This window comes from Gordonia zhaorongruii, from assembly GCF_007559005.1.
Lineage (GTDB): Bacteria > Actinomycetota > Actinomycetes > Mycobacteriales > Mycobacteriaceae > Gordonia > Gordonia zhaorongruii.
The window spans coordinates 1,666,915-1,692,287 of the sequence record NZ_CP041763.1 but is presented as its reverse complement, the minus strand read 5'-3'; the positions used below and the strand labels follow the sequence as shown (position 1 = coordinate 1,692,287).

Annotated in this window: 29 protein-coding genes; 15 read left to right on the top strand and 14 right to left on the bottom strand. The window is 63.1% G+C overall.

Annotation, left to right across the window (positions count from 1 at the left end; translation table 11 throughout):
* Positions 1–125 precede the first annotated feature (125 nt).
* Both FO044_RS07855 and FO044_RS07850 read left to right on the top strand, forming a co-directional pair.
* Entirely contained in the window at positions 126–329 is a 204-nt protein-coding gene (locus FO044_RS07855; protein ID WP_132994220.1) for a zinc-ribbon domain-containing protein, read from the top strand.
* Between the two features lie 216 nt (positions 330–545).
* Positions 546–1,796 carry a glycosyltransferase 87 family protein gene (locus FO044_RS07850; RefSeq protein WP_132994221.1) on the top strand — a complete coding sequence of 417 codons (1,251 nt, stop codon included), beginning with the start codon at positions 546–548 and terminating at the stop codon, positions 1,794–1,796.
* A gap of 6 nt (positions 1,797–1,802) precedes the next feature.
* Here FO044_RS07850 and FO044_RS07845 read toward each other — a convergent pair whose 3' ends face one another.
* The 5 genes from FO044_RS07845 to FO044_RS07825 all read right to left on the bottom strand — a co-directional run bounded on the left by FO044_RS07845 (position 1,803) and on the right by FO044_RS07825 (position 4,705).
* Complete coding sequence (locus FO044_RS07845) at positions 1,803–2,195, bottom strand: DUF5313 domain-containing protein (protein WP_132994222.1); 393 nt, start codon at positions 2,193–2,195, stop codon at positions 1,803–1,805.
* 115 nt (positions 2,196–2,310) lie between these two features.
* Positions 2,311–2,715 (bottom strand): arsenate-mycothiol transferase ArsC, encoded by a 405-nt coding sequence (locus FO044_RS07840; RefSeq protein WP_132994223.1) that lies wholly within the window; start codon positions 2,713–2,715, stop codon positions 2,311–2,313.
* Entirely contained in the window at positions 2,712–3,797 is a 1,086-nt protein-coding gene (gene arsB / locus FO044_RS07835) for an ACR3 family arsenite efflux transporter (protein WP_132994224.1), read from the bottom strand. Before arsB ends, FO044_RS07840 begins: the two co-directional genes overlap by 4 nt.
* Positions 3,794–4,156, bottom strand: coding sequence for an ArsR/SmtB family transcription factor (locus tag FO044_RS07830; RefSeq protein ID WP_132994225.1), 363 nt, complete (start codon positions 4,154–4,156; stop codon positions 3,794–3,796). Before FO044_RS07830 ends, arsB begins: the two co-directional genes overlap by 4 nt.
* An 81-nt stretch (positions 4,157–4,237) precedes the next feature.
* Positions 4,238–4,705, bottom strand: a complete 468-nt coding sequence (locus FO044_RS07825) for an ArsI/CadI family heavy metal resistance metalloenzyme (protein WP_132994226.1) — start codon at positions 4,703–4,705, stop codon at positions 4,238–4,240.
* Between the two features lie 98 nt (positions 4,706–4,803).
* On the opposite strand from FO044_RS07825, the gene FO044_RS07820 reads away from it, so the two are divergent.
* Together FO044_RS07820 and FO044_RS07815 are read left to right on the top strand one after the other, a co-directional pair.
* On the top strand, positions 4,804–5,157 hold the full coding sequence (locus FO044_RS07820; RefSeq protein WP_132994227.1) for an Rv2640c family ArsR-like transcriptional regulator: 354 nt from the start codon (positions 4,804–4,806) through the stop codon (positions 5,155–5,157).
* Positions 5,158–5,313: 156 nt separating this feature from the next.
* Positions 5,314–5,670: a hypothetical protein gene (locus tag FO044_RS07815; protein ID WP_328591155.1), complete on the top strand. Its 357-nt coding sequence runs from the start codon at positions 5,314–5,316 to the stop codon at positions 5,668–5,670.
* A 102-nt stretch (positions 5,671–5,772) separates the two neighbouring features.
* Here FO044_RS07815 and FO044_RS07810 read toward each other — a convergent pair whose 3' ends face one another.
* Positions 5,773–6,429 (bottom strand): CatA-like O-acetyltransferase, encoded by a 657-nt coding sequence (locus tag FO044_RS07810; protein WP_132994228.1) that lies wholly within the window; start codon positions 6,427–6,429, stop codon positions 5,773–5,775.
* Between the two features lie 202 nt (positions 6,430–6,631).
* Positions 6,632–7,555 carry an alpha/beta hydrolase gene (locus FO044_RS07805; RefSeq protein WP_132994229.1) on the bottom strand — a complete coding sequence of 308 codons (924 nt, stop codon included), beginning with the start codon at positions 7,553–7,555 and terminating at the stop codon, positions 6,632–6,634.
* Positions 7,556–7,681: 126 nt separating this feature from the next.
* On the opposite strand from FO044_RS07805, the gene FO044_RS07800 reads away from it, so the two are divergent.
* The 4 genes from FO044_RS07800 to FO044_RS07785 all read left to right on the top strand — a co-directional run bounded on the left by FO044_RS07800 (position 7,682) and on the right by FO044_RS07785 (position 11,016).
* Positions 7,682–8,254 carry a TetR/AcrR family transcriptional regulator gene (locus FO044_RS07800; protein ID WP_132994230.1) on the top strand — a complete coding sequence of 191 codons (573 nt, stop codon included), beginning with the start codon at positions 7,682–7,684 and terminating at the stop codon, positions 8,252–8,254.
* 546 nt (positions 8,255–8,800) lie between these two features.
* Positions 8,801–9,799 (top strand): LLM class F420-dependent oxidoreductase, encoded by a 999-nt coding sequence (locus FO044_RS07795; RefSeq protein ID WP_132994231.1) that lies wholly within the window; start codon positions 8,801–8,803, stop codon positions 9,797–9,799.
* Positions 9,800–9,843: 44 nt separating this feature from the next.
* Entirely contained in the window at positions 9,844–10,113 is a 270-nt protein-coding gene (locus FO044_RS07790; RefSeq protein WP_132994232.1) for an SAP domain-containing protein, read from the top strand.
* Between the two features lie 207 nt (positions 10,114–10,320).
* Positions 10,321–11,016 carry a type 1 glutamine amidotransferase domain-containing protein gene (locus FO044_RS07785; RefSeq protein ID WP_132994233.1) on the top strand — a complete coding sequence of 232 codons (696 nt, stop codon included), beginning with the start codon at positions 10,321–10,323 and terminating at the stop codon, positions 11,014–11,016.
* A gap of 477 nt (positions 11,017–11,493) precedes the next feature.
* On the opposite strand, the gene FO044_RS07780 is transcribed toward FO044_RS07785, so the two are convergent.
* Positions 11,494–11,916, bottom strand: a complete 423-nt coding sequence (locus tag FO044_RS07780) for a MarR family winged helix-turn-helix transcriptional regulator (protein ID WP_132994234.1) — start codon at positions 11,914–11,916, stop codon at positions 11,494–11,496.
* Between the two features lie 65 nt (positions 11,917–11,981).
* On the opposite strand from FO044_RS07780, the gene FO044_RS07775 reads away from it, so the two are divergent.
* Entirely contained in the window at positions 11,982–12,527 is a 546-nt protein-coding gene (locus tag FO044_RS07775; RefSeq protein WP_132994235.1) for a hypothetical protein, read from the top strand.
* 209 nt (positions 12,528–12,736) lie between these two features.
* Here the strand turns inward: FO044_RS07775 and FO044_RS07770 are convergent, their stop codons facing one another.
* Entirely contained in the window at positions 12,737–13,861 is a 1,125-nt protein-coding gene (locus FO044_RS07770; protein ID WP_235831552.1) for a sensor histidine kinase, read from the bottom strand.
* 77 nt (positions 13,862–13,938) lie between these two features.
* Entirely contained in the window at positions 13,939–14,709 is a 771-nt protein-coding gene (locus FO044_RS07765; RefSeq protein WP_186290511.1) for a response regulator transcription factor, read from the bottom strand.
* 327 nt (positions 14,710–15,036) lie between these two features.
* Between FO044_RS07765 and FO044_RS07760 the strand changes: the two genes are divergently transcribed.
* From FO044_RS07760 to FO044_RS07745, 4 genes are all read left to right on the top strand, one after another.
* The gene (locus FO044_RS07760; RefSeq protein WP_132994395.1) at positions 15,037–16,083 is read left to right on the top strand and encodes a PLP-dependent cysteine synthase family protein; all 1,047 of its coding nucleotides are present in this window, start codon (positions 15,037–15,039) and stop codon (positions 16,081–16,083) included.
* Entirely contained in the window at positions 16,080–17,405 is a 1,326-nt protein-coding gene (locus FO044_RS07755) for an MFS transporter (RefSeq protein WP_132994237.1), read from the top strand. The genes FO044_RS07760 and FO044_RS07755 overlap by 4 nt, the downstream gene beginning before the upstream one ends.
* Positions 17,406–17,488: 83 nt before the next feature.
* The gene (locus tag FO044_RS07750) at positions 17,489–18,109 is read left to right on the top strand and encodes a YdhK family protein (protein WP_132994238.1); all 621 of its coding nucleotides are present in this window, start codon (positions 17,489–17,491) and stop codon (positions 18,107–18,109) included.
* Positions 18,110–18,300: 191 nt separating this feature from the next.
* Positions 18,301–20,349, top strand: coding sequence for a heavy metal translocating P-type ATPase (locus tag FO044_RS07745; RefSeq protein WP_235831572.1), 2,049 nt, complete (start codon positions 18,301–18,303; stop codon positions 20,347–20,349).
* 73 nt (positions 20,350–20,422) lie between these two features.
* Here the strand turns inward: FO044_RS07745 and FO044_RS07740 are convergent, their stop codons facing one another.
* The gene (locus tag FO044_RS07740) at positions 20,423–21,574 is read right to left on the bottom strand and encodes an NAD(P)H-binding protein (RefSeq protein ID WP_207924516.1); all 1,152 of its coding nucleotides are present in this window, start codon (positions 21,572–21,574) and stop codon (positions 20,423–20,425) included.
* 16 nt (positions 21,575–21,590) lie between these two features.
* On the opposite strand from FO044_RS07740, the gene FO044_RS07735 reads away from it, so the two are divergent.
* Positions 21,591–22,205 (top strand): TetR/AcrR family transcriptional regulator, encoded by a 615-nt coding sequence (locus FO044_RS07735; RefSeq protein WP_165943128.1) that lies wholly within the window; start codon positions 21,591–21,593, stop codon positions 22,203–22,205.
* 59 nt (positions 22,206–22,264) lie between these two features.
* Here the strand turns inward: FO044_RS07735 and FO044_RS07730 are convergent, their stop codons facing one another.
* A complete protein-coding gene (locus tag FO044_RS07730; protein ID WP_132994241.1) occupies positions 22,265–22,636 on the bottom strand; it encodes a DUF2255 family protein in 372 nt (123 codons plus the stop codon).
* Between the two features lie 186 nt (positions 22,637–22,822).
* Here FO044_RS07730 and FO044_RS07725 point away from each other — a divergent pair, with 186 nt between their 5' ends.
* Positions 22,823–23,773, top strand: coding sequence for an oxidoreductase (locus tag FO044_RS07725; RefSeq protein WP_132994242.1), 951 nt, complete (start codon positions 22,823–22,825; stop codon positions 23,771–23,773).
* Here FO044_RS07725 and FO044_RS07720 read toward each other — a convergent pair.
* Positions 23,770–24,600, bottom strand: coding sequence for a cytochrome c biogenesis CcdA family protein (locus FO044_RS07720; RefSeq protein ID WP_132994243.1), 831 nt, complete (start codon positions 24,598–24,600; stop codon positions 23,770–23,772). The two genes, FO044_RS07725 and FO044_RS07720, sit on opposite strands and share 4 nt — an antisense overlap.
* A 4-nt stretch (positions 24,601–24,604) precedes the next feature.
* Entirely contained in the window at positions 24,605–25,309 is a 705-nt protein-coding gene (locus FO044_RS07715; protein ID WP_132994244.1) for a DsbA family protein, read from the bottom strand.
* Between the last annotated feature and the right edge of the window lie 64 nt (positions 25,310–25,373).

The following is a 25,373-nucleotide window of genomic DNA, read 5'->3' as shown; positions in this document are numbered from 1 at the left end:
TCACCCGAGGAGAGCGTTGAACACCTCGGCGTAAGCCTTCGCGCTCCGCTGAACGCGGTGTTGGACTCAGTCCAATCAACATAAGCGATAGCTCGTGCGATACAGGTCACCATTACGCTGGCCTGATGTTCTTTCTGTTCGGGTACGGCACGAAGCGAAAGCGTCTTGGAACAGGCCATAGCCGGTCTTGTCGGAATTGTCACAATACGACAGATTGGTTGCGAATCCGGGAGTACAAGCAATTCACATTGTTCTTCATTCCGGTCGCACGCTGGAGTCGTCGAGAGTTCGAGGAATGCGGCATTTGCGGCGCCGTCATAGAGGCCTGAACGCGCGCGGTTAGCTGCGTATAGGACCATCGTCTAGGGTGGTGGACTCGGGCGACCATTTCCTCGTGCTCACGCTGTCTGCTGCGCTTGTCGCAACGGTTTAGTCGCGGTCGGCCAGAGCGCGAGTGAATCGGTCGGATCATCGGGAATAGCGCTGATGTTCGGAATGTCGATTCTCGCTCGTCCTTTGCAAGGTCGCCGACTGGAGTCTGTTGAATGATGCGAAACCTGCCGTCTGGGAAGGAACGCTTGTTATGGGCGATTCCGGTCTCGGTGAACGCCGTAGCGTTGGCGGTGTGGACCGCAGTCTGGCTTCTCGGTCGAGAGGGCGAGGGCTTCATCGATCTCGAGGTCTACCGGATCGGTATCCACACGCTGGGCGCCGGTGGAGATCTGTACGGACAGCTGCCTGAGACCGCAGCCGGGGCGGAACTGCCCTTCATCTACCCGCCGTTCGCGGTGGCGGCGCTGGCTCCTTTCGCGTTCAGCCCGTGGGGTGTCGCGTCGGCGGGACTGATTCTCGCTTCGATCGGATCGCTGGCTGCCGCGACCTACGTCGTCCTGCGGCGAATGACCTTGCTCTCGGTCCGACGCGCCGTGTGGGTGACGGCGACGGCGACGCCGGTCATGCTCAGCCTGGAACCGGTTTCCGAGACCTTGATGTTCGGTCAGGTCAACTTGCTTCTGTTGGGTCTTGTCGCCGTCGACTGTCTCGCCCGAACGGCGAAGTGGCCCCGCGGCATGCTGGTCGGACTGGCTGCGGCGATCAAGCTGACTCCGGCGGTCTTCGTGCTGTACTTCCTGATCCGGCGGGAGTATCGCGCCGCGGCTACTGCTGCGGTCTCCGGCGCGGTCGCTACTGCGGTGATGTTCTTGGTGCTGCCGCACGAATCGGTGAAGTACTGGTTCGGCGGGTTCGGTCAGATGTCCGGTTTGAGCGGCTCGCCGTATGCAGCGAACCAGTCGATACAGGCGGTGCTCGCGCGACTGGGCACATCCGAGCCGATGTTCACAGTGTTCTGGCTGGTGTTGAGCGGACTGGTCCTGGCGGTCACCGTCGTAGCCATGCGGGAGAGTGCTCACATCCCTCCGCTCGCACTCGTGTGCAATGCGATGTTCGCGCTCCTCGTGTCACCGATCTCGTGGTCGCATCACTGGGTGTGGCTGGCTCCGGCGCTCGTGGTGGGCACGGTGCTCGCGGTCGAGCGACTCTCGGAGTCGAAGGGATGGCTGGTGGTTCCTGGAGTCATCGCATCGGTCGCGGTGGTCGGCGCGCACAGGTTCTTCCCGAACTCGCACCAACGTGAACTCGAATGGCTGTGGTGGCAGCAGATAGCCGGCAGTTCGTACGCGCTGCTCGGAATAGCGGTTCTGGTGCTCGCGATGGCCTCGAGGTCGGCTCGCCCGGGTCCCGAGGTCCCGGTCCCCATGACGCGATCCATGCGGAAAGCCGGAGCTGGCAGCTAGACGTAGCTAACTGCGAGGCCCGTACTTCTCTGCGTACGTCCGGTGCATCGGCGCATCCCGTTGCCGTTTCATCTCGTCGGCGATATCCGGATCGAGGCCGTGCTGATCCAGCCGGTGTCGGCGCCACACCCGGTTCAGTGCGAACGAGAAGTAGACGAACGGAATGAGAATCGGCAGCGTCATGCTCGCGTACACGAACAGCGTTGTCGGAATCAGGAACAGCGGCAGCAGAACCAGTACGCACAAGGCACTCCAGCGGACGACAGTTCGGCGTACGGCACCGGGGCCGCCGAGGTCGTTGCGTACCCAGCCCCGCATCGAGTCGGGTAGACGTTTCCCGTAGCAGTACAGGATGTACTCGACCGCGTTCGGCCGGTCCCGTTCGGGGCTGATGCTCATGCGCAGTCCTCAATCACGTGGCAGGGTTTCTACCTGCAGATATTAGCAAAGAGGGCAAGTCGGGTCCCCAGGCCGCCAGGCCTTTCGGGTGGGCATGGAAGAACGCTCCGCAGCGTCATTCTCGCGCGAGTTCGGCGGCGAGGGCGTCGACGCGTGCGGCGATGTCGTCGCGGACCAGGCGCATGCGCTCGATTCCGCCGATACCGCGTTCGGAGGGTTCGTCGGTGTCCCAGTTGACGACGGTGATGCCGGGGGCGTCGATGACAGCTTCGCGGCCGAGGGTGATGACCTTGTCGGCGCTTCGCAGCAGGTATGGGTCGATGCTGGTCGGTGTCTGCGTGCTGATGTCGACGCCGACCTCGGCGAGTGCTTGGGCTGAGAGCGTATTGATGGCGTTGCCGGGATGGGTGCCCGCTGAGTGCGCCTCGACTGCGTCACCGGCGATCTGGCGCATCAGGCCAGCGGCCATCTGTGACTTGCCGCCATTCTTGACGCAAATGAACAAGACTGAGGGTGTCATGGCATGTCCTTTTCGGCGGCGTTAGCGGGTGTGAAGCGGTTACGGAGGGCGAGGGAGACGTAGACCAGGGCGACCAGGACGGGGACCTCGATGAGGGGGCCCACAACGCCCGCGAGGGCTTGGCCAGAGGTGGCGCCGTACGTGCCGATCGCCACGGCGATCGCCAGTTCGAAGTTGTTGCCAGCTGCGGTGAACGCAAGGGTGGTGGTGCGTTGGTAACCGAGTCTCAGGAGTGCACCGAGGAGGTACCCGCCGCCCCACATGATTGCGAAGTAGGCCAACAGCGGCACCGCGATGCGGACGACATCGCCAGGGCGAGAGGTGATCTGCTCGCCCTGCAGGGAGAACAGCAGAACGATTGTGAACAGCAGTCCGTACAGTGCCCACGGCCCGACGCGGGGCAGGAACGCCCGCTCGTACCAATCGCGGCCGCGCCGGCGTTCGCCAATCCGGCGACTCAGGTATCCGGCGAGCAGTGGGATGCCGAGGAAGATCAGCACTGATTTGGCGATCTGCCACGGTGAGGCGTCAATGGTGGTCTGTTCCAGCCCGAGCCAACCGGGCAGAACCGATAGGTAGAACCACCCCAGGACTGCGAACATCACAACCTGGAACACAGAGTTGATCGCTACCAGCACTGCGGCAGCGTCGCGATCACCGCAGGCGAGGTCGTTCCAGATGATCACCATGGCAATGCAGCGGGCCAGTCCGACGATGATCAGCCCAGTCCGGTATTCGGGTAGGTCCGGCAACAGTAGCCACGCCAGAGTGAACATAAGTGCCGGGCCGACGATCCAATTCAGGACCAATGAGCCAACGAGTAGTCGGCGGTCGCCGGTGACGGTGCCGAGGCGATCGTATCGGACCTTCGCCAGCACCGGGTACATCATTATCAGCAGGCCCACGGCGATCGGTAGGGAGATCCCGTCGATCTGAATCTTCTCCAGTGCGGTGTTCAGTCCGGGGATCAGGCGCCCGAGTAGCAGGCCGGCGACCATCGCCAACCCGATCCACACAGGCAAAAACCGATCCAGCGTTGACATCTTCGCCGCAACGTTCCGACCTGGTGCGTGCAGGCTCATGCGATCGCCATTCCGGTCAGCGGCACCACGATGTCGGCGACCACACCGAGGGCGTCGGGAACCACCCGGTAATGAACCCACGACCCGCGGCGCTCGGACTCGAGTAGCCCCGCAGTCCGCAGGACCTTCAAATGATGCGACACCGTCGGCTGCGACACATCCACAGCTGGCAGGATGTCGCACACGCACGCCTGACCGCCCTCGTGGCTGGCGATGAGGCTGAACAACTGCAAACGCACCGGATCGGCAAGTGCCTTAAATACCGCGCACGCCTCCACCGTTCGCTCTGGCGTCAGGGGCTCTCGTGCCAGCGGCGAACATCGTGCCGGGGCGATCTCGACCTCGAGTGACTTTGACATATATCGATATTGACGTATGTCGATATAAGCCGCAACACGAAGGGGTGCCGCTCATCAGAGCGACGCCCGTCGAAGATCGACCTAGGTTGACGAGGTTGGAGTGCAGCACGCCGACGCGGTCTGCGTCAGCCCGAGGTCGGCGCCTGCGGAATCGGATGACGCGATCGGCGCTTCGCCGAAAGTGTCCGCGTCAGACAGGACGGTGTAAACCTCCCAACGTTCCCCGTCGGGTGCGCCGACCCACACCTTGTCCTGAGTAGCGAAGCAACAGGTTGTGTTGATCTGTTCCTCGGTGAACAGGCCTTCGCTGGACAGTCGAGCAATCTCGCTGTGAACAGCCTCGCTAGCGTCCACCTCGACGCCGAGATGGTTGATGGTGCCACCCTCGCCGCGGTTCTCGAGGAGCACCAGCTTGAGTGCCGGCTCAGCTATGGCGAAGTTCGCATACCCGGGTTTGACCTTGGCGGGCGTGGTGTTGAAGAGCTTGCTGTAGAACGCAATCGACGTCTCTAGGTCGTCGACGTTGAGTGCGAGTTGGACGCGGGACATGGGGGCCTCCAAGAATTTGACAAATGTCTAAGCAATCGACGTCTCCGTTGTAACTCATTACTTTGATATATGTCAAAGGTATGGGTAGATTCGAGACTATGCCCAAGTCTCTGCCCGTGATGGACATCAGCGCCCCGATCTGCTGTGCACCACTGGCCGCCGGCCCAATGCCAAGCGATGACGCCGTCGAGCTCGCTCTCCGGCTCAAGGCCCTCGCTGATCCAGTCCGGATTCAGATGGTGTCGCTCCTGATGGGTGATCCGGACCTTGAGATGACCGCTAGCGCCATCGCCGCCGCCGTCGGCATCTCCGGGGGCACCGCATCTCACCACCTCAACCAACTCCGGGGCGCAGGCCTGGTCACCTCGCAACGTCGCGGCGTCAACAACCTTTATCGTGCTGAGCCAGCCAACCTAGAAGCACTCCGGGCGGTCCTCAACACCTGCTGCTGAACCACTATCGAAACCGGAGACATCAAGCGCGAGCCGCGCACACCACCAATGTGCTTTTAGAACGTCTAAGGCTTACCCGGCTTGACTGGTGCATAGAACGATGGCTGATCCAGGCCAGGCGTAGCGTAGGAACCCCGAGCTACCAGGATGTGAACCATGGATATGAATGTAAGCCCACGGGTGGTCTGGACCGCTCTGGCCGCATCGGTTATCGGTGCTGCAAGTCTGTTCGGCACCGCCGGGCCAGCGTCCGCTGACGTCGCACCCGGCGCCTACACGTCCACAACGTTGTCGTCCGGAGCTGTGCTGCTCCAGCGTGACGCCCATGTCTCGGGCCGGGACCTGGTGCTCATTGGCCGCTACCGGATTCATCCGACGGCCAAAGGCGGTTATGTCGACTTGTTTCCGGGGCACCGAGTTTTCCTGAACCGTGATGGACACGGCGGATACAAGGGGCCGGCGTATCTAGGCGGCGTCAGGATCGGCTCCATCACGTTGACGCCTCATCGGTGATCGCCGATGTCGGCTACCGCCGAAACAGCTATCGGCTGGGCGGGCAACGATTCGATGATTCGGGTAGGTCGCGAAGTTAGCTGGACTGCGTTTACGGCTTAGTCACGTCAACCATTCCTCAGGTGTGCTGATGAGTGCGCGCAGGTCGTTGACCAGCCGGGCCAGGTGATAGCCATCGGCCGCTGCGTGATGGATCTGCAACGCGAGGGGCATCATGAGGGTGTCGCCGTCCTCGCGGTACCGACCGAGTGTGAACGCCGGTGCGAAGTGGTCCCACCCGGTCTGCATGTGCAGCGAGACGCTGGTGAATGAGGTCCAGGGGATGCTTGAGACGTCGAAGAGATTGGGAGGCGGCGGGAACCCCTGAGGGAAAGGCGTTGTCGCACTCCGATGCTCGTCGATCAGGTGTGCGGCCCGATCATGGAATGCCGGGAAGTCCTCGTACGACGCCCAGACATTGCAGAACGTCTCCAGATCCGGGTTGAACACCGTGAAGGATGGGTCGACGGCGTCCCAAATTCCTGGAGCACCGTTCTCGTCGAGGGCCATGCGGAACTGCGGGTACCTGTTGACTACCGTCGCCAACGCCCAGACCTGTGCCGGATAACTGCGAAGGCCGGCCGCCCGAACCGCAGGGACCAGCTGCGACACGTCGATGTCGACCGTCATCGAACAATACGTAGGACGGCGGTATCGATAGTGCTCGAACCACTCGCGACGCGTCCAGTGATCGGTGTCGACGGGTCGTAGGACAGCCATATGCGCGAGTCTGCCCGTTTAGCGGAGTGGTGGGCAACCGGTTTGTCGTGTTCAATTCCTGATCGGGCGGGGTGGTCTCCGCGGATCGAGGTCCTGGACCGGGTTGGCACCGGTGCGATTCCGGCGGTTGGCAGCGCAGTGGCTCGGACGGCGAGTCCGGATGGCGCGCCGCGTGAAGGTGCGCGACGGGCTGCGCGCTGCGTCACCGCACGTTCTCGGCAAGGAAATCGAGTTGGTCACCCACCACTGTCGAGAAGAGTGGATCGACATACGGATCGAAATGACCACCCGCATAGGTACGAACCGTGGCATTGCGCATCTTCTCTGCGGTGCGTTGTGTGACTGCGGCTGGAGTCACTACATCCTCGGACATGATCTGGACCAATGTGGGGCATCCGATCGCTGCCGCTGTTCGCCCGGGGGAGTACCGCCAGATTTTCAACAGTATGCGTGCGGCGACAGTCTCGGGGTAGTCGCCGACGACTAATCCTGACCCGCGCAACAGTCGATCGCGTCCGGTAATCGCATCCGGTGAGACCATCACTGCATGCGATCCAGGTAGGCCGACACTGTCGATATAGCGCGGCGGGCGTCGAAGAAGTGCTCGGATGCCGTCGCTGATAGCCGAAGGTCCGACTCGTAGCGCGTGCCGGAGTCCGACTGCACGGACGGCGGCGACGCCGTTGACATGGGGTACTTGCGCGATGACAGCGGCGAATTCGAGTCCGTTGCCCGCGAGGGTGAGTACGTGGCCGCCGGCGAAGGACGTGCCCCACCCGACGATCCTGTTCTCGTCGACTCCATCGAGCGTCCGTGTGAAGTCGACAGCGCCGCGCCAGTCGACGAGTTGTTTCGGTATATCCAACAGCTGCCGTGGTTCGCCGTCGCTGTCCCCGAAGTGCCGGTAGTCGAATACACACACGATGAAACCCGCCGCTACGAACTGCTCCGCGTACGCGTACAGGCGCATTGCCCGGGGTGTACCGAATCCGTGCGCCATCACGATCGCGGGGAGTGGCGCTACGTGCGCCGTCGTGGGCCGAAACACTGTTGCTGCGCACCGGACACCGTCCGAGGTGAACGAGGTTTCAGAACGCGTGAAATGGGCGTGATCGTCAGTGGCCATCTGATAATTCCCCTGTTCTGTGGCGGGATGCACGGTGCGACCGGTGATGAGGACTATCCGTTCTCTTGAACGGCTCTCAAGAACCGTATCAGCACCTTGAACGGTGTTCAAGATAGGATGTAGACCATGCCCAGAAACCGCGGACTTCACAACAGGGAGGAAAAGCGCGCAGACATCATCGGCGTCGCGCGCGACCTGTTCGTGTCCGAAGGTTTCGAGCGCACGTCCATCACCCGGCTAGCCAAAGCCGTTGGCATAACAGCAAATACGTTGTACTGGTATTTCGAGGACAAGGATGACATCTTGGTGGCCGTCCTGTCGGTCATCGTGACCGAGGATACGGAGGACTACGCGGCCGTTGCGGATCGCTCTCTCGCCGAGCGGCTCGAATGGCTGGTGGAGCGACTGCAGCGGGTGGGTCCGTTGGTGTCGACCGTGCACGAGCGTGCGGCCAAGTCGACAGTCATCGATGAATGGCACAATGGCTTTCACGCGTACACTGAAGCGCTCTTCTCTGACGATATCGCCGCCGCAGGGCTTTCGGGACCGGACGCGGACGCCGTGATCCGCATCGGGACGTTCGTCATCGAAGGTCTTCTTACGCACGCCCCGCCGCCCCAAGTATCCCGGGCAGTGATCGAACAACTCGTCAACGCGATAACCCATGGGCCCACTTCGGAAGTACTGGCAGCGCAATGACTCGACACAGTGGAGTATTCGGGCCAGCAGTGTACGGCTCAGGTTTGGCACATCAGGCGTGAGTCGTACCAGGGCAGGTCTCACCTCGCTGTCACTGAGGCTCAGCTAGGAGATCAAAGTCCCACAGCGCGTTGGCATCCGGCACGGCGAGCAGCGGGCGATTGCTTCGCCCGGTGCAACATGTAGAGGTTTACTGGAATCCCTGTGCATCACTCTTGGGTGTATCGCCTCTGGAGTTCGCATCGATATGAGCGTCGATAAAGGCGACTGAGCGCCACGCTCAACTGCCCGAGGCGTATGCGAGCACTTGTCGGCGAGGTCGCCGAGCACAGTCCTCGTCTACCGAGCCGGGAGGCTCTGGCACGCGATTTGCGCAGAGAACCGGCGCGGGTCGATACGTGCGCGCGTAGGGTCGGATCAGGACACCGGGTCGGTGATTCTCGCAAACCCAACCATTGACTTCCAACTCGATACAACTCGCGAAACGCCCTGCCGACGACGGACTCCTACGCCCATCCAAGCCACATCGAAGGAGTGGGGGAAGCTGTGACTGTGCGATTCGGATACACGCTGATGACCGAACAAGCCGGTCCGAAGGATCTCGTCAGATATGCGGTGGACGCCGAAGCCGCCGGATTCGACTTCGAAGTGTGCAGTGACCATTATTTCCCGTGGCTCTCGGCGCAAGGGCATGCGCCGTATGCGTGGTCGGTACTCGGCGCCGTGGCACAAGCGACCAATGATGTCGAGCTGATGACGTATGTCACGTGCCCGTCGATGCGGTATCACCCGGCGATTGTGGCGCAAAAGGCCGCCACAATGCAGATATTGAGCGATGGTCGATTCACTCTGGGCCTCGGTAGCGGTGAGAACCTCAACGAGCATGTAGTCGGGGAGCGATGGCCGTCGGTTGAGGAGCGGCACGCGATGCTTGCCGAAGCGATATGCATTATTAGGTCCTTGCACACGGGCGAGATGGTGGACCATCGCGGCGAGTTCTTCCAGGTCGACTCGGCGCGCATCTGGGATCTGCCCGAGGGTGGCGTCCCGATCGGCGTGGCGGTCTCGGGGCCGAAGGGGATCGACACGTTCGGTCCGCTCGCCGACCACCTGATCGCCACGGAACCGAATCGGCATCTGGTAACCGCTTGGAACGAAAATCCAGATACCGGAACGGTTGGTGGGCAGGCGCGCGCCATCGGACAGATTCCGATCTGTTGGGATGAGGACCGAAGCCAGGCCGTCGAACGGGCACGCGATCAGTTCCGGTGGTTCGCCGGAGGCTGGGATGTGAACGCCGACCTGCGGACAACAGCGGGGTTCGCTGCCGCCACCAAATTCGTGACGCCCGACGACGTCGCCGATTCGATACCCTGCGGGCCCGATCTCGACCAGACCGTCGATGGCATCCGTCGGTACTGGGAAGCGGGTTTCACCGACATCGCATTGGTTCAGATCGGCGGAAGTTCTCAAGACGCCTTCCTCCGTGACATCGCGCCCATATTGCTCCAGAAGCTGCGAGGCGCTTCGTCCGAGGCTGATTGACGACCGCGTCGAAATTCGCTCAATCGAGGAAATGGAGGCACGACATGCCGCAGAAGGATCCTGGTCCATCAGTGAAAGACGATGAGCTGTACGAGAGACTGCGTGACGAAGGCGATTCAAAAGCGAAGTCGGCCAGAATTGCGAACGCGGCGGCCAACCGTGGCCGCTCTGCGGTCGGGGCGGCCGGTGGCCATTCGCATCGTTACGAAGATTGGACGGTCGATGAGCTGAAGTCACGCGCGAACGAACTGGGGCTCACCGGCTATTCATCGCTAAACAAGAACGAGCTGGTCGAGAGGCTACGTGACCACTAGAAGTATCTCACAGACAGCGGGAGCTGTCGCTACTCTGCGTTCCGCGGAACGCGACACCGGGCTGAGTCTAGCTCGGCTCGGAATAGCGCAGACGCGCCACGGAGTTGAACTGAAGTACTGCGGTGGGCTGGCTCCTGCGAGTGCGGTGCCCCGTCCTTCGCAGTGTGTCGAATCCGAATTTCGTCTGGCCCTTAGGAGCATACAAACGTGTCAAAGATCCTCTTCGTGATGACCGGTGTCGACTACTTGACGCTCGCCGACGGTACCAAGCACCCGACCGGCTTCTGGGCCGAAGAAGCCGTCGGACCGTTCGAGGTCTTTACGGAGGCCGGCTACGACGTTGTCGTTGCGACCCCGGGCGGTGTGATACCCAGCGTTGACGAGGGCAGCCTCAGCGCGGAGGCCAACGGTGGCGAGACCAACGCCGCGCAGGTCAGGGCCACTCTCGATTCCATCACCGAGTTGCGGCATCCGATTGCGCTCGGAGACGTAGACCTCGACGACTATGTGGCGGTCTTCTATCCTGGCGGGCACGGACCAATGGAGGACCTTGCGGTCGACCACACCTCTGGCGAGCTGCTGGTCGCCGCCCGCGATTCCGGCAAGCCACTCGCGATCGTCTGTCACGGACCGGCCGCAATGCTGGCCGCCACGATCGAGGACGGGGCCAACGCGTTCTCCGGGTACCGGGTGGCCGCCTTCACCAACGCCGAGGAATCGCAGGCGGGCCTCGCAGACAAGGCGAAATGGTTGCTCGAGGACCGACTGACAGAAGCGGGCATTCAGGTCGAGGTCGGTGACCCCTGGGAGTCCAACGTCGTGACTGACCGCGGCCTGGTCACCGGTCAGAACCCGGCGTCGTCCCGGCCGCTGGCTGCCGAGGTGGTCTCCCGCCTCGCCTGAGCTGAGACCGCTTCACTGGTAGTCTGCCCCGTCCACTGGAGATAAGTGGACGGGGCGGACTGTCGGACGCACCAGTCGGGGGAGGCCGGCTGGTTGTAATAGATGCGGTAGGAGTCATCTGGTGCAATATGCAGTACTCAAGATGACATAATGTATCTTATCGGCATTAAATCAAGACGTGTTCGACCAGGTGCGACGGAAGGCTCCGTTGCGCCGGATCTGTCACTGACAGATCCAGGATGGATCAGAGCAGGCAGCGAACGTGTGAAAGTCGTCCGACCCTGAATCCTGCTCCGAGAAAGATCTGGCGGTTCGGACGGTTCTGGCCGGCGCCCGCGCCTCAATTCGGGCGGAGAATCATCTCCTCGGGATATTGTCGGTCCAACTCGTCGCTGGTCGCCCATTGCCTCAGGGGCGGCCACCTCACGCCAATACGTCACTGTGACGTAATACCGGGCCGGGATGGGGTCCTGACCATCACGGCGACATTCGCAACGTATCGAGTAGTCGCTGAGTATCGATTGCGTACTGATCGAGCGACACCCCGCTTCGCTGAACCAGATCACTGAACCGCGAGTCCAGCAGTGTGCGGCATCGCTCGACCACCTCTGCGCCCTCGGTAGTCAGGCTCAGTTTCTTGCGGTTGCCGCCGCTCGGGTCCGGGCCGACGGCAAGCAGGCCCGTCTCGGCCAGCACCCGTGTCATGCGGCTCGCCGAGGGCTCCGAGACTCCGAGTTCCTCGGCCACTGCTCGCTGCGTTGCCGGGCCGAGGCGCCCCACGATCAACAGGATTCGGAACCGGCGATACGACAGCCCCGAGTCGGCGCGCAAGATGCGGTCCGCCGAGCGATCGAGTTGGGCGGTCAGACGGTGCAGGTCGAAGCTCAGACTCCTTGACATACCACTAACTTAGCAAGGTAAGTTAGTATTGCAATACTCTCTAACGGCCTCCAGGGAGGTCCGCCATGATGCACACCGTCCTCCTTCTGGGTCATATCGTGGTCGGCGCCGCTGCCCTTGTCGTCGGACCCTTCGCCATGAGACAAGACGTCCGGCGCTTCAACGCCGGTGAACGCGCCACTGGACCGATCAGTGCCAGCTACCGCTGGCTCGTGCTGACCGTATGCCTGAGTGCGACTGCGCTCGTGATCTCATACCGGACGGAGCTCTGGTGGCTGATTCCGGTCTCGCTCCTCACTTATGTTCTGGCGCTCCTTGCCCGTGTTTCCGCCGACCACCGCTTCCCGGGCTGGAGTCACGGTTATGTCCACGGTCAAGGTGGCTCGTACATAGCGCTGGTTACCGCTCTAGTAGTGGTTGCCCTGGTCGTTGACGGCCCGATGGCCGGTTCCGCCGCATTGATCCCGTGGCTGGTGCCGACGGTGATCGGCACTGTGCTCATCGAAATCTGGCGGCGTCGTCTGCTGGCCAACTCCGATCGCGAGGCCGACTGCACGAGGCGTGACCGCGCTCTTCCAGACCTCGGTCGGCGCGGCGAATGTGGACGCTAGACCAGTACGGACGGGGGTCGTCATCCTGGATTTGCAGAGAATCGGATTCTCGCGGTGATCAATGATGGGGTGCTGGTTCCGACGGACGTGCGCAGTCGAGCGGTTCGTCGTCTGACGCGAAGACCGACCGATGTGCAGTTCGCCTAGCGATGTGGTCGAGATTCCCTCGCCTGGTGCGCCGTCAATCCGAGCCTGCGCACCGGCGTCATCTAGACGGTTCGATGACTCACGTTCCCCGAGAGTGTGCGCGAACTGTGGCCTGGCGCGTATAGGTGGGACTCGGGAGGTTGCTTTGGCAGAGTGATGGTGAAGGTAGCTCCTCCCCCAGTGCCGCGACTGGTGGCGGTGAGGGTGCCACCGTGTGCTTCGGCAAGTGCGCGGGCGATGGTCAAGCCGATTCCGCTGCCCCCAGCATCGCGGCTCCGAGAAGTATCAGTGCGGTAGAACCGATCGAAGATGTGGGGCAAGTGGTCAGCTGGTATCCCATCGCCGTTGTCCTCGACTGTGATGTTGATGTGGCTGTTGTCGCGTCGGTGACTACCTACTGCGACTGTGCCTCCCGTCGGTGTGTGCCGAAGGGCATTGCTAAGTAGGTTCGCCAAGGTCTGACCGATCCGGGCTCGGTCCGCGTCAATGTAATCGTCGACGGTCGAGCCGACGGCCAAGGTCACGCCCGCGTTATCGAACCTAGTCTGGGCTTCGCGGGTTGCCGCCACGATGATCTCGTTCACCGCAGTTGGCTCCGGGGTCGTCCGTAGTTGCTTTTCGCCGGCACGAGAGACCGCGTCGATGTCGTCGGCGAGACGTCTGAGGCGGTCAGTGGCGCCGCGTATCACCCCATACATCTGGTCCCCCGGCGCCCGGATACCGTCTTCCGCGGCCTCGACCTGCGCAACGATGGTTGTGATCGGTGTCCGTAGCTCGTGGGCGAGATCGGAGAGCATCTGCTGGCGAACCTCCTCGATACTGTCGAGCTGGATGGCTAGCTGATTGACGCTTCTAGTGAGGTCGCTGAACTCCCTCCCCAACCGGCTCGGAGGTACACGAACTGCGTGGTTACCTGCCGCGATGTTCGCTGTTGAGGTGACTACTGCGCCGATGGATCGTTCGACCAGGCGAGTGATCAGCCAACTGACCACCAGCGCTAGGACTACCGAGCTGAGTAGTGCGACAGATACTGACACGAGAAGGGAGGAAGTGAACGCTTCCTCGACGTGGTGTGCCTGCGAGGACGTCGACGATAACCCCGCGTGTTCAAGGTGAGTGTGAAACAGCTGTGGTGCTACCGCCCAGGCGACAAGAGCTGCGATGCCTGCGCCGGCGGCGATCACCACCGTTTGCGCGATGAAGAGGCGCGGAGCAAACCCAGTTCGCGACACGGCTGGACGTCGCCAGTGGAACCGCTGCCGACTCATTGCGGTGATGCTCCCTCGCCCATCCGGTACCCAACACCCCTGATGGTGCGGATATAACGACGGACGGTAGAGGTGTCTCCAAGTTTGCGTCGCAGGCTAGCGATGTGGACGTCGACCACGTGCGAGTCTCCGACCCACGTCGGCCCCCACAGTTCGGCGAGTAGCTGATCGCGGCTGAAGACCATCCCGGGTCGTCGCGATATGACGTCGAGAATGTCGAACTCGGTCCGGGTGAGTTCGATCGGCGCTCCAGCGACCGAGACTTCACGTGCATGGGGGTCGATCGTCAGGTCGCCAATGCGGCGTTTCGCGGACGGAGGCGCCCCGGGGGCGCTGACCGTTCCGGCCCGGGGCCTGCGCAGCATCGCTTCGATGCGAGCGATGAGCTCGCGCGGGCTGAACGGTTTGGTCAGGTAGTCGTCGGCCCCAACAGACAATCCAACGAGAGTGTCCACCTCATCAGCGCGGGCGGTGACCATAACCACGTAGGCGTCGCTGAATGTGCGTAACTGCCGACATACTTCGACGCCGTCGACGGATGGCAGTCCAAGATCGAGGACCACCACGTCTGGGGGGTACTGATTCGCGGCCACAACCGCTGCAGCACCGTCATTGCTGATCGTGACTTCGAACCCGCTGCGTTGCAGGTAATCAGCGATTACTTCAGCGAGGTCTGACTCGTCCTCGATGACCAACGCCCGTAGCCCCGATTTGGGTCGTGGCTCCGTCACTGCCGCAGGGCTGGGGTTGGCAACGATCGCATCCATGCACTCCATCGTGACCGAATGCAGGTCGCCGTTCGACCTGCGCTGGGGATCTTGAGGAAATCTTGATCTTGAGCATACGTAACGACATGGGTAGCGCACGCACAGTCAAGGGGCGTCAGAACTTCATCCCTGATCGCAACCGAGTTGCTCGTCCGACCGGACGAGCAACGGGCATGTCGCCCACCATCGCGGGCGCTGACTCGCCGCATGTCTGCGGGTGGCCTGCTTCGCGACCGAAAGGACCACTACGTGAGCATTGACGTCACTACCGACACTTCTCCGAGTCCGCTGCCATCCCCGCGTCATGTATTCACTGAACACACATCCATGTATGGGTGCCCGGGCGCCTTGGTGGGCCATACCCCGGTGATGCGGATCGCGGAGCCCTTCTCGCGGAACGGGCATGGTTTCTGGGCCAAACTCGAAGGATTCAACCCAGGAGGGATGAAGGACCGGCCCGCGCTCCACATGGTCGAACGGGCCAAATCTCGCGGGGAACTCGCACCAGGCGCGCGAATCGTGGAGTCGACTAGCGGAACGCTCGGTCTGGGTCTAGCGTTGGCTGGCATCGTGCACGGACACCCCGTCACATTAGTCACCGACCCCGGTCTAGAGCCGATCCTCACACAAATGCTCGCCGCGTACGGCGCCCGAGTCGAGACGGTCACCGAACCCCACCCAACCGGTGGGTGGCAGCAAGCCCGTCGAGAGCGAGTCCAGGCGATCCTCGCCGCAGACCCAACCGGCTGGTGTCCGGATCAATACACCAACCCCGACAATGTCAGCGCCTATCAACCGCTCGCGCTGGAACTCCTGGCCCAGTTAGGGCACATCGACGTGCTGGTCTGCTCTGTCGGCACCGGCGGGCACTCTGCTGGAATCAGCCGGACCTTGCGCCAGTTCCTACCGGACCTCGACGTCATCGGTGTCGATACGGTGGGATCGACGATCTTCGGTCAGCCCGCTCGCAAGCGCCTCATGCGAGGCCTGGGATCAAGTATCTATCCCGAGAATGTCGACTACTCGGCGTTTTCGGAGGTGCACTGGGTCGCTCCGTCAGAGTCGGTATCTGCATGCCGGAGTCTGGCTTCGACGCATTACGCCACTGGAGGATGGAGCGTCGGCGCGGTTGCGTTAGCGGCAGGCTGGGTGGCCGGCACGCGCTCGCCAGGCACGGTGGTTGCTGGTGTGTTTCCGGATGGCCCGCAGCGGTATTACGGCACGGTCTACAACGATGCGTTCTGCAATGCCAACGGCATCGACCCGACGATCGATCTCCCTACGGCCCCGTTGACAATCGCTGACCCCGCAGAATCCGTCGTCACCCGGTGGTCACGTTGCAGCACCGTCTACCACCCCTTGGCCTCGCGATGAATGGGCCGGTCGCAACCTTCCGCACCTTTGATCGACCCAGTCAAGTGTTGATGGTGAACCAGTTCACCATCAACCTGGGCTTCTATATGCTGATGCCCTATCTCGCCGGATACTTGGCCGGTCCTCTCGGACTCGCCGGCTGGGCAATCGGACTCGTGCTGGGCATCCGCAACTTCTCTCAGCAGGGCATGTTCCTCGTTGGTGGGACCCTGGCAGATCGGCTCGGGTACAAACCGCTCATCGTTGCCGGATGTCTCCTACGAACTGTCGGGTTCGGACTGCTCGCAGCCGTGGATTCACTGCCCGCAGTCCTGATAGCGTCCGCGGCTACAGGATTCGCAGGCGCCCTGTTCAACCCGGCGGTGCGCGCCTATCTGTCCAAAGACGCTGGCGACCGTCGCATCGAAGCCTTCGCGGTATTCAACATCTTCTATCAGGCCGGTATTCTCCTCGGCCCGTTGGTCGGGGTCGCATTGATGGCGTTGGACTTCCGAGCCACTGCCCTCGTGGCCGCTCTGGTCTTCGCCTTGCTCACTGCTGCGCAGATCCTCGCGTTGCCACGCGATCGTGAGCACCGCACAGCTGAGCCGAGGCGGTCTGTCCGCTCTGACTGGCGCACGGTCGCCGGGAACAAGCGATTCATTCTCTTCTCGTGCGCAATGATCGGCTCTTACGTCCTGTCGTTCCAGGTGTATCTCGCGCTGCCCCTGCACGCGGCGTCGATCACCTCCAGCGAGAAGGCAGGGTCCTATCTCGTCGCCGCGGTATTCGTTGTCAGCGGAGTGATCGCTGTGGCGGGACAATTGCGAATCACGACATGGTTCCGCCGCCGCTTCGGGCCAACACGCAGCCTCGGAGTCGGGATGGCGATTATGACCGCAGCCTTCATTCCACTGCTGTTCGTGCCGACGGCGACCCTTGCCGGACAGGTCGCGGCGGTGACCGCGTTGCTGATGGCGGCCGCTGGTCTCGCTGTCGCGACAGCGACAGTCTTCCCGTTTGAGATGGATACCGTGGTCAACCTGTCCGGGGACCGACTAGTCGCTACGCACTACGGCCTGTACAACACCGTTGTCGGGGTCGGAATCCTGGCCGGAAACCTGGGAACCGGAGCACTGCTCGGATTAGGGCATCAAGTGGGGTTCCCCTCGTTGATCTGGGCAGTTCTCATCGCCATCGGCGTCGGGGCGACGCTCGCGTTGCGTGTCCTCCACCGAACAGGTGCGCTTGTCGGACCGGGGTCACCGAAGGGACAAGGCGACGGTTCGAGTGCGCCGCACGTCGCGCGGCAAGTCCCGCAACGCTCGCCGACCGCATCGTGACGTCAGCGACCAGCGATGGCAGCGCTTGATCGATACCCTGGAGGGGTATACGGTAAATATGACAAACAAGGAATGGAGTTCACATGCGAAAGCGATTCACCGCGGCGATTGCAGCAGGCGTCCTCGGCGGTGCGCTGGTACTCGCCGGCTGTGCTTCCGGCGACCAGGAGCAGGTAACGCCGTCGAAGTCAGGGAGCCACCAGGAGCACGGGAGTCAGGGTCGCAGTGGTGGCGCTGCAAGCAGTTCCGGAGGAATGGATCATTCGGCTATGGAGCATCCGATGGATGGAGGGCCGGCGCCCGAAGGAATCGAGACCGCGGCTGCCCCCACATACCCCGTTGGCACGAAGGTGAAGCTCACCGCCGACCACATGGAGGGCATGAACGGAGCGACCGCCACAATCGCCGGCGCGTACCGGACCTATACCTACGCGGTGAACTACACCCCCACCACCGGCGGAGACCCGGTTGAGAACCACAAGTGGGTCGTGCAGGAAGAACTCAAGGACGCGGGGGGCCAGCGCCTGTCCGACGGCACCGAGGTGACTCTCCTCGCCGAGCACATGAAGGGCATGAAGGGCGCGACGGCCACGATCGCCAGTTCGACTGACGAGACCGTGTACATGGTCGACTACGAAGCCGACGGCATGAAGATGACCAACCACAAGTGGGTCGTCGAGAGCGAGATCCAGCCAGTTTCCTGAGTCGAATGTGAGCGGCCGGTGGTGCCCATGTCGGGCGTGATGCCCTGAACCAGGTGGGAGAACGACGAATGACTGACCCTGACATGCATCAGCACCATCACGAGAGTGCCGCCCACACGCATGCGCATGACGGGGCACGGGCTTCTCACGATCAAGCGGTCAATGCCGACACGCCCCACAGTGGCCACGGCATGGGACATGGGGAGGTGCGCGAGCGCGACGTGCATGGCGGCCACAGCGGGCATGACGGTCACGGCGACCATGTTGGCCGGTTCCGCAGGCTGTTTTGGATCAACCTGGCTGCAGCAGTGCCGGTCGTCGCCTTCTCTCCGATGTTCGGCATGCTCGTGGGGTACTCGGTGCCCGGATGGGCGCAGTGGGTCGCTCCGGTACTGGGCACCTTCATGTACGTCGGGGGCGGTCGACCGTTCCTCAGCGGCGGTTGGGGTGAACTCAGGAGCCGCAAGCCGGGAATGATGCTGCTGATAGCGCTAGGCATCACCGTGGCGTTCTTCGCCTCCTGGGCCGCCACGCTCGGGATCGTCCACCACGAGCTCGAGTTCTGGTGGGAGCTGGCGCTGTTGATCGTCATCATGCTCCTCGGTCATTGGATCGAGATGAGGTCTCTTGCTCAGACGACTTCGGCGCTCGACTCCCTCGCAGCGCTCCTCCCCGACAGCGCCGAGCGAATCGAGGACGACCAGGTAGTCAAGATCGACCCCGCCGACCTGATCGTGGGCGATGTCGTGATCGTCCGGCCAGGCGGCAGTGTCCCCGCCGACGGAACCATCATCGACGGCCGTGCGGACATGGACGAGTCAATGGTCACTGGCGAGTCGCGAGCGGTAGGACGGGGCCAGGGCGACGCTGTTACTGCGGGAACCGTCGCGACGGACTCCGGCTTGCAGGTCAGGATCACGGCCACCGGCGACGACACCACTCTGGCAGGTATCAACCGGCTCGTTGCAGCGGCGCAGAACTCCACGTCACGAGCTCAGCGCATCGCCGACCGTGCCGCCGCGTGGCTGTTCTGGTTCGCGCTCGCCGCCGCTGTGATCACCGCTGTGGCCTGGACTCTCGCCGGAAATCCCGATGACGCAGTCGCGCGCACCATCACCGTGCTCGTGATCGCCTGCCCCCATGCACTGGGACTCGCGATCCCGCTGGTGGTCGCGATCGCAACTGAGCGCGCCGCACGCGGCGGCGTCCTCGTCAAGGACCGACTCGCTCTCGAATCCATGCGCCAGGTCGACGCAGTCCTCTTCGACAAAACAGGCACCCTCACCGAAGGAGAGCCCGTTGTCACCGGAATCGAGCCGGCTGGGGACCTGAACGCCGCCGACGTTCTTGCGCTCGCAGCGGCGGCCGAGGCTGATAGTGAGCACCCTTTAGCCAGTGCCATCGTCGCCGCAGCGGAGAATCAGGATCTGCAATTCGCGCGGGCCAGCGGATTCACGTCCTCCCCCGCGGTAGGCGTGACCGCGACAGTGGCCGGCCAAGAGATCCGGGTCGGCGGACCGCGCCTCCTCGAGGAGACCGGACAGCCTCACATCGATATCGCAGATGCGTGGCGCGACGAGGGCGCGATCATCCTGCACGTCCTCCGAGACGGCCAGATGATCGGCGGGCTCAAACTTGCTGATGAGATCCGGACAGAGTCTCTTGCCGCCGTCGATGCACTCCGTGAGGTTGGCGTCGAGGTCGTCATGATCACCGGTGACGCTGAGGCCGTCGCGTTCAAGGTCGGCGACGAGTTGGGCATCGACCGTGTGTTTGCGGGAGTCCGTCCCGAGGACAAGTCAGCGAAGGTCGCCCAGTTGCAGCACGAGGGTAAGAAGGTCGCGATGGTCGGCGACGGCGTCAACGATGCCCCGGCGCTCGCCCAGGCCGACGTTGGAATCGCGATCGGCGCAGGCACCGACGTCGCCATCGCCTCGGCCGGAGTCATCCTGGCCAGTTCTGACCCGCGCAGCGTCCTGTCTGTCATCGAGCTGTCCCGGGCCGCCTACCGGAAGATGAAACAGAACCTATGGTGGGCTGCTGGCTACAACCTCGTATCGGTGCCTCTTGCTGCCGGCGTCCTGGCGCCGGCGGGCTTCGTGCTCCCGATGTCGGTCGGAGCAGTCCTGATGTCGCTGTCCACCGTCGTCGTAGCGCTCAATGCTCAACTGCTTCGGCGCATCGACCTCGGGCCAGCCAAGTTCGCGGCCGCGCCTGACGCCGCCAGGGCCGTCAACTGAGTCCCGTCAACCGCAGATGCTCTGTCCTCGGCATCGATCCGTGCGACGTCACCGCAGAGCCTGGGGTCTGTGGTCAGGATTCGGTGGCGAGAGAGTAGTCGCCGCCGCAGGCCTCGGCGAGTTCTGCTCCGAACAGCTCGGCGGGTGTATACACGCCGGGCGTTCCGCGACCGGTCGCCAGGCGCGACGCTACTTCGGCTGCCACGGATGCGGTCACATCGTTGGCGTCTCCCAAACGCAGCCAGCCTTCACTGGCTGCGCTATCCGGCCATTCGACGCGTGCGTGGGCCCACGAATGGCGTCGTGGAGCTGCGCGTTCAGTCGTCCGGACTTTTGCCAGAAGCCGAATTGCGCGGCGTCGTAGCGGGGTCACGTACATCAACGGCAGGATGCCTCGCACGACGAAGCGGGTGACCCCCGAAGGTGCTTCACTCGAGGCGGACTCGATGGAGGGTGCATCCGAAGCGCGTTGGGCGGCGAGTAACTCGCCCAGCGGCATCAGGCCCGTTATTGCAACGTCGTCGTCAGGGGTGACAAGCGAGGTGGCGTTGCCAGCCAGGCGTGCAGCGGTGAGCTTCCCATCGGCGATAGCGCGGGCCTGGAATCGTCGCCCTCCCGGGATGTCCGGGATGCCATCGAGAAGGGATCCTGCCAGGGCCTCACCGACCCGACCGGTCGTGGAGGCGATCGATGGGATCATGTCGATTCGCACCCTGCTGGGGGTTGGGCGGTCAGCCATGAGCCACGTGAGAACGCTTTCGGTTGCAGTTACACCGAACCCCGCCCCTGTGACGACAGTGTGGCCCGCGCGTCTAGCAGCCGCGTCGCGCCTACGGTGAGACAAGATTGTGGGCAGGTCATTCGCCAAGTCGACGTAGTGGCCCGCGGGCAGGACGGCATCTGCCAGTTCGTCGGCAGTCAGCCGGAATGGGCCGACCGTATTGACCACTACGGCCGGGCGCTGCTGTCGGATCACCGCAGCCATCTCGGCAGGCGAGCTCGCGACGACTGTCCGTGATCCGGTCGCCTGCGATGCAGCATCCAGCTTCTCGCGGCTGCGCCCGACGAGGACTGGTGCGATTCCGCGCTCGGTCAGCTCCCGGGTGATGGCCTCCCCCATTCTGCCGGTAGCGCCTAGTACCCACACATCGTTGGTCATGGTTCCCCTTTTGTTCTGATGACATGGTGTGACATCACGATAGCAGGTGATGTCAGGAAGTGTCATCAGTTAGAGTGTGGCCGTGGCTAGATGGGATCCCGATGCCAGCGGACGTTTAGAGCGCGCCGCGATCGAATTGTTCGCGCAGCACGGCTACGCCGCCACGACCGTCCCGCAGATCGCCGAGCGTGCCAGGGTGACCACCCGTACCTTCTTCCGATACTTCGCTGACAAGCGTGAAGTGCTGTTCGCTGGAGAGGAGGGGCTCGCAAGTCTGTTCGCCGAGCTCATTGAAGCCGCGCCGCCCCACCTCTCTGCGCTGGGTACGCTCGAGCACGCGCTGCGCGCGGTTGCCGAGCAGTACTTCGAGCCGCGGCGCGAGTGGATGTGTCGATGGCGGGAGATCATTGCGGATGAGCCGGCCCTGCAGGAACGTGGGTTGAGCAAACAACAGTTGGTCGTCGCCGCGGCCGTCGAGGCGCTGCGCGGACGTGGAGTCGACTCACCGGCCGCAGAGCTCGCTGCCGGGATTGCATTCGTGGCGTTCCAATCAGCGGTCGCGGAGTGGGCTACGGCCGCAACTCCCCGACCGCTGGCCAGTTATCTTGATGATTCATTCGGTCAGATGCGCCAGCTGACTTCGGATGCTCAGGGGGACGGAGCTGACCGAGCCAGCGGGATACGTCAACGGAGTTGACCGCTCGCCGTCGCAGTGAGCGGTCACGAGTGTGCCCTGATTTTCGGAGATTCGTCGCGTCATTCGCTCAGTAGCCGGAGCGTCGTGGCCGCGGCCTCGTCGCTGACCATGCCTCCGGTCGACCCGCTGCCGTATTTCCCGCGATAGGCGTCGTCGATCTCGGCTCCGACTTCCGACAGTCCGAGGGCGATGTCCTCCACCCGCACATCGGCCTCCACTCCGGGAGCGCGAACACGGGCCCGCCCGGTGCGCAGAACCAGACCGAACCAGCCTGTGTCTCGGCGATACCAGGTTCGGACATAGACGCCACCGGCGCTGCAGACCACCCAGATCGGAGTCCACGGACGAAGCGTGCCATCGTGGCGACGTACCGCGATCTCGAGTTCACGAGCGGCGTCGAAACGTTCGAGCTGATCCCTGGTCCAGGCCACGATTCAACACTGTCGCGGCGACCCACAGATGTCCAGGACTGGTTTTCGAATCGCGGTCATCTCGGCAGACCAGCAGTCGTTTCACCGAACGCGTCGAGCTGTGTCGCGACGTTCCTCCGGCCGCAGGTACGGTGACGTAATCTGCCGCCTCGACGCGGCCCGGATCGATCAACCCAGGAGACCACCTTGCCGACGACGTCGCATAGTCCCGAATGGTCACTGGGCGACGCACCCGATCAGTCGGGCAAGGTCGCCGTCGTCACGGGTGCGAACTCTGGAATCGGGTTCGAGGTGGCGCGTGGTCTCGCCTCGCTCGGTGCCACGGTCGTCATGGCGTGCCGGAATCCGGAGACAGCGGCAGCCGCGCACCAGCGGCTCACGGACGAGTACCCGAAGGCGACTGTCGACCACCTGTCCCTCGACCTCGCGGACCGTGACTCCATCCGGCGATGCGCCGAGCAGATCGCCGAGCGGCACGAGGCGATCGACATCGTCGTTGCGAACGCCGGCTTCATTCCCAAGCGGATCGCTTACTCGGCGGATGGCATCGAACTCGGGCTCGCCACCAACTTTCTCGGTCACTTCACGTTCATCGGTCATCTCGATGCTCAGATCGCGAGGGCGCAGGCCGCACGCGTGGTCACCGTGGGAAGCCTCGCGCATCGAAACAAGCGGATCGACGCCGACGACCTGCAGTCGACGAGTGAGACACGACCGTTCCGCGCGTACGCGAGATCGAAACTGGCCCAGCTGATCTTCGCTCAGGAGCTGAACCGCCGGTTGACGGCCGCAGGTACCGCAGCGATCTCGGTGGCGGCCCACCCGGGTTCATCACGTACCGGTGTGATGCGCGAGCGCAATCAGCTCGTTCAGCGTGCCTATCACAGCAGACTGACCCGGCCGCTGCTGAAGTTCTTCGTTCAGGAAGCGAATGCCGGTGCGCTGCCGATATTGCGGGCGGCGACGGACGAATCGGCCAGGGGCGGAGACTACTTCGGGCCGTCGGGTCGTTTCGAGCTGGTCGGCTCCCCCGCCCGGGTTCCGAGCGTCGCGCAGGTTCTCGATCCGGCAGTAGGCGAACGTCTATGGAACTCAGCTGAACATCTTGCAGGGGTTCAGTTTCCCAGAACTTCCTAACTACTCGAGTCGCGCGTTCTCGTTCGCCGCCACCACACGAGCAGGGCCGCAGCGACGACGATGATGGCGACGATGTCGACTACTGGATCGGATAAGACGGACACACCGTCCTGAAGGCGTAACTGCGTATCGGCATCGACCGGCTCGGGAAGGCTGATGAACCCGTTGGTGAACCAGAAAGCCACGCCGACGACGATGAGCAGTACGCCCGTCACGAGATTCGTGGAATGAATGCGCATCCGGCCGACGGACAGTTCACGTCCCCGGAGGACCCGTCGGACCCGCTCCCCCAAGCGATCCCACACCGCTGCGATCGCCATCAGCGGGACGACCATTCCCAATGCGTAGATACCGAGAAGCACGCCGGCCCCGGCCATTCCACGGGAGGCCGCCATGGTCAGAACCGCGCCGAGGATCGGACCGGTGCAGAATCCCGCTACGCCGCTCACGGCACCCAGGATGAGTGTCTTGACGAACCCCGCGCGTTCCACAGACTGTTCCTGAAGCCGTGAGATCCCCGGGATCGCCCGGCTGATGTCGAAACCCCGTCCGACGAGTTGGATCACGCCGAGTACCACGATCACGATCGACGCGACGGCGATGATCGCGGTGCGGTGCTCGGCTACGGTGCCGGCGAGAGCCCCGACTCCGATCCCGACCGGTAGAAGCGTGATCAGCAGGCCTATGTAGAAGACGGCCCCGTGTACCAGCAGCTTGCCGCGCGCGCCGACCGTCGAGGCGAAGAACGCCGGCAGGAGGAGCGCCGCGCACGGGCTGAGCAGCGCGAGGACTCCGCCGGCGAACGCCGCCGCCATCCCGATGTCCACGTGCTCAGTTTCCGTCCACTGGCAGCAGGGAGTCGAGCTTGTCCAAGTAGGTCTTGGTCGGTCCGGCTCCTGCCATCGGCTGTCCGCCGAGGATGAACGACGGTGTGGAGTAGGCGCCGACAGTGGCGGCGTCCTCCTCATTTCGATCGACTGCAGCCTTCGTCTCCGCGGAGTTCATGTCTGCACGGAAGCGGTGGACGTCGAGCCCGAGGCCGGCCGCGGTGCGAACGAGTGCGTCCTGGGTCAACTCGTTCGGCGGCCGCTTCTGTCCGTCGGCGAAGAGTGCATTGTGGAAGTCGAGATACCGATCCTGTCCCGCTGCGGCGTATGCCGCCTCCGCAGCGCGCCGGGACGGCTCCCCGAACACGCTCAGGTCACGCATCTCGATGCGCAGCTGTCCCCTGTCGACGCGCTCCAACATGGCGGGCAGTGAATCACGCGACCATTTGGCGCAGTACGGACACTGAAAGTCGCTGAACGCGACCATGGTGATCGGAGCGTCGACACGGCCGATCGCCAGTGGATCGTGCGCGTCGCGCCGCTCGATTCCGATGTCGTACGGATAGACCTCGCTCGTGTCCGCCTCGCTCGCCGACGGTTCGGTGCCACCCGTGTTGTAGACCACCACGAATCCGATGAGCGCTGCAGCGACGATCACGATCAGGCTGGGCACCAGCCATGACGGCCAGGTCGAACGGCGCTCGGTCATGCACACTCCATCTCACGACATTTGATTACTAATCTAGGTAGTAATCAACTATGCACGATAGTCG

What these genes read in the sequence shown, in the direction of transcription:
- FO044_RS07810 (WP_132994228.1), bottom strand. Translation starts at nt 6,429, where the DNA reads ATGGCTGTCCTACGACCCGTCGACACCGATCACTGGACGCGTCGCGAG.
- FO044_RS07840 (WP_132994223.1), bottom strand. Translation starts at nt 2,715, where the DNA reads ATGACACCCTCAGTCTTGTTCATTTGCGTCAAGAATGGCGGCAAGTCA.
- FO044_RS07750 (WP_132994238.1), top strand. Translation starts at nt 17,489, where the DNA reads ATGCGAAAGCGATTCACCGCGGCGATTGCAGCAGGCGTCCTCGGCGGT.
- FO044_RS07820 (WP_132994227.1), top strand. Translation starts at nt 4,804, where the DNA reads ATGCCCAAGTCTCTGCCCGTGATGGACATCAGCGCCCCGATCTGCTGT.
- FO044_RS07855 (WP_132994220.1), top strand. Translation starts at nt 126, where the DNA reads ATGTTCTTTCTGTTCGGGTACGGCACGAAGCGAAAGCGTCTTGGAACA.
- FO044_RS07775 (WP_132994235.1), top strand. Translation starts at nt 11,982, where the DNA reads ATGATGCACACCGTCCTCCTTCTGGGTCATATCGTGGTCGGCGCCGCT.
- FO044_RS07850 (WP_132994221.1), top strand. Translation starts at nt 546, where the DNA reads ATGATGCGAAACCTGCCGTCTGGGAAGGAACGCTTGTTATGGGCGATT.
- FO044_RS07790 (WP_132994232.1), top strand. Translation starts at nt 9,844, where the DNA reads ATGCCGCAGAAGGATCCTGGTCCATCAGTGAAAGACGATGAGCTGTAC.
- FO044_RS07740 (WP_207924516.1), bottom strand. Translation starts at nt 21,574, where the DNA reads ATGACACTTCCTGACATCACCTGCTATCGTGATGTCACACCATGTCAT.
- FO044_RS07845 (WP_132994222.1), bottom strand. Translation starts at nt 2,195, where the DNA reads ATGAGCATCAGCCCCGAACGGGACCGGCCGAACGCGGTCGAGTACATC.
- FO044_RS07745 (WP_235831572.1), top strand. Translation starts at nt 18,301, where the DNA reads ATGGGACATGGGGAGGTGCGCGAGCGCGACGTGCATGGCGGCCACAGC.
- FO044_RS07800 (WP_132994230.1), top strand. Translation starts at nt 7,682, where the DNA reads ATGCCCAGAAACCGCGGACTTCACAACAGGGAGGAAAAGCGCGCAGAC.
- FO044_RS07815 (WP_328591155.1), top strand. Translation starts at nt 5,314, where the DNA reads ATGGATATGAATGTAAGCCCACGGGTGGTCTGGACCGCTCTGGCCGCA.
- FO044_RS07780 (WP_132994234.1), bottom strand. Translation starts at nt 11,916, where the DNA reads ATGTCAAGGAGTCTGAGCTTCGACCTGCACCGTCTGACCGCCCAACTC.
- FO044_RS07755 (WP_132994237.1), top strand. Translation starts at nt 16,080, where the DNA reads ATGAATGGGCCGGTCGCAACCTTCCGCACCTTTGATCGACCCAGTCAA.
- FO044_RS07805 (WP_132994229.1), bottom strand. Translation starts at nt 7,555, where the DNA reads ATGGCCACTGACGATCACGCCCATTTCACGCGTTCTGAAACCTCGTTC.
- arsB (WP_132994224.1), bottom strand. Translation starts at nt 3,797, where the DNA reads ATGAGCCTGCACGCACCAGGTCGGAACGTTGCGGCGAAGATGTCAACG.
- FO044_RS07765 (WP_186290511.1), bottom strand. Translation starts at nt 14,709, where the DNA reads ATGGATGCGATCGTTGCCAACCCCAGCCCTGCGGCAGTGACGGAGCCA.
- FO044_RS07830 (WP_132994225.1), bottom strand. Translation starts at nt 4,156, where the DNA reads ATGTCAAAGTCACTCGAGGTCGAGATCGCCCCGGCACGATGTTCGCCG.
- FO044_RS07825 (WP_132994226.1), bottom strand. Translation starts at nt 4,705, where the DNA reads ATGTCCCGCGTCCAACTCGCACTCAACGTCGACGACCTAGAGACGTCG.
- FO044_RS07715 (WP_132994244.1), bottom strand. Translation starts at nt 25,309, where the DNA reads ATGACCGAGCGCCGTTCGACCTGGCCGTCATGGCTGGTGCCCAGCCTG.
- FO044_RS07760 (WP_132994395.1), top strand. Translation starts at nt 15,037, where the DNA reads ATGTATGGGTGCCCGGGCGCCTTGGTGGGCCATACCCCGGTGATGCGG.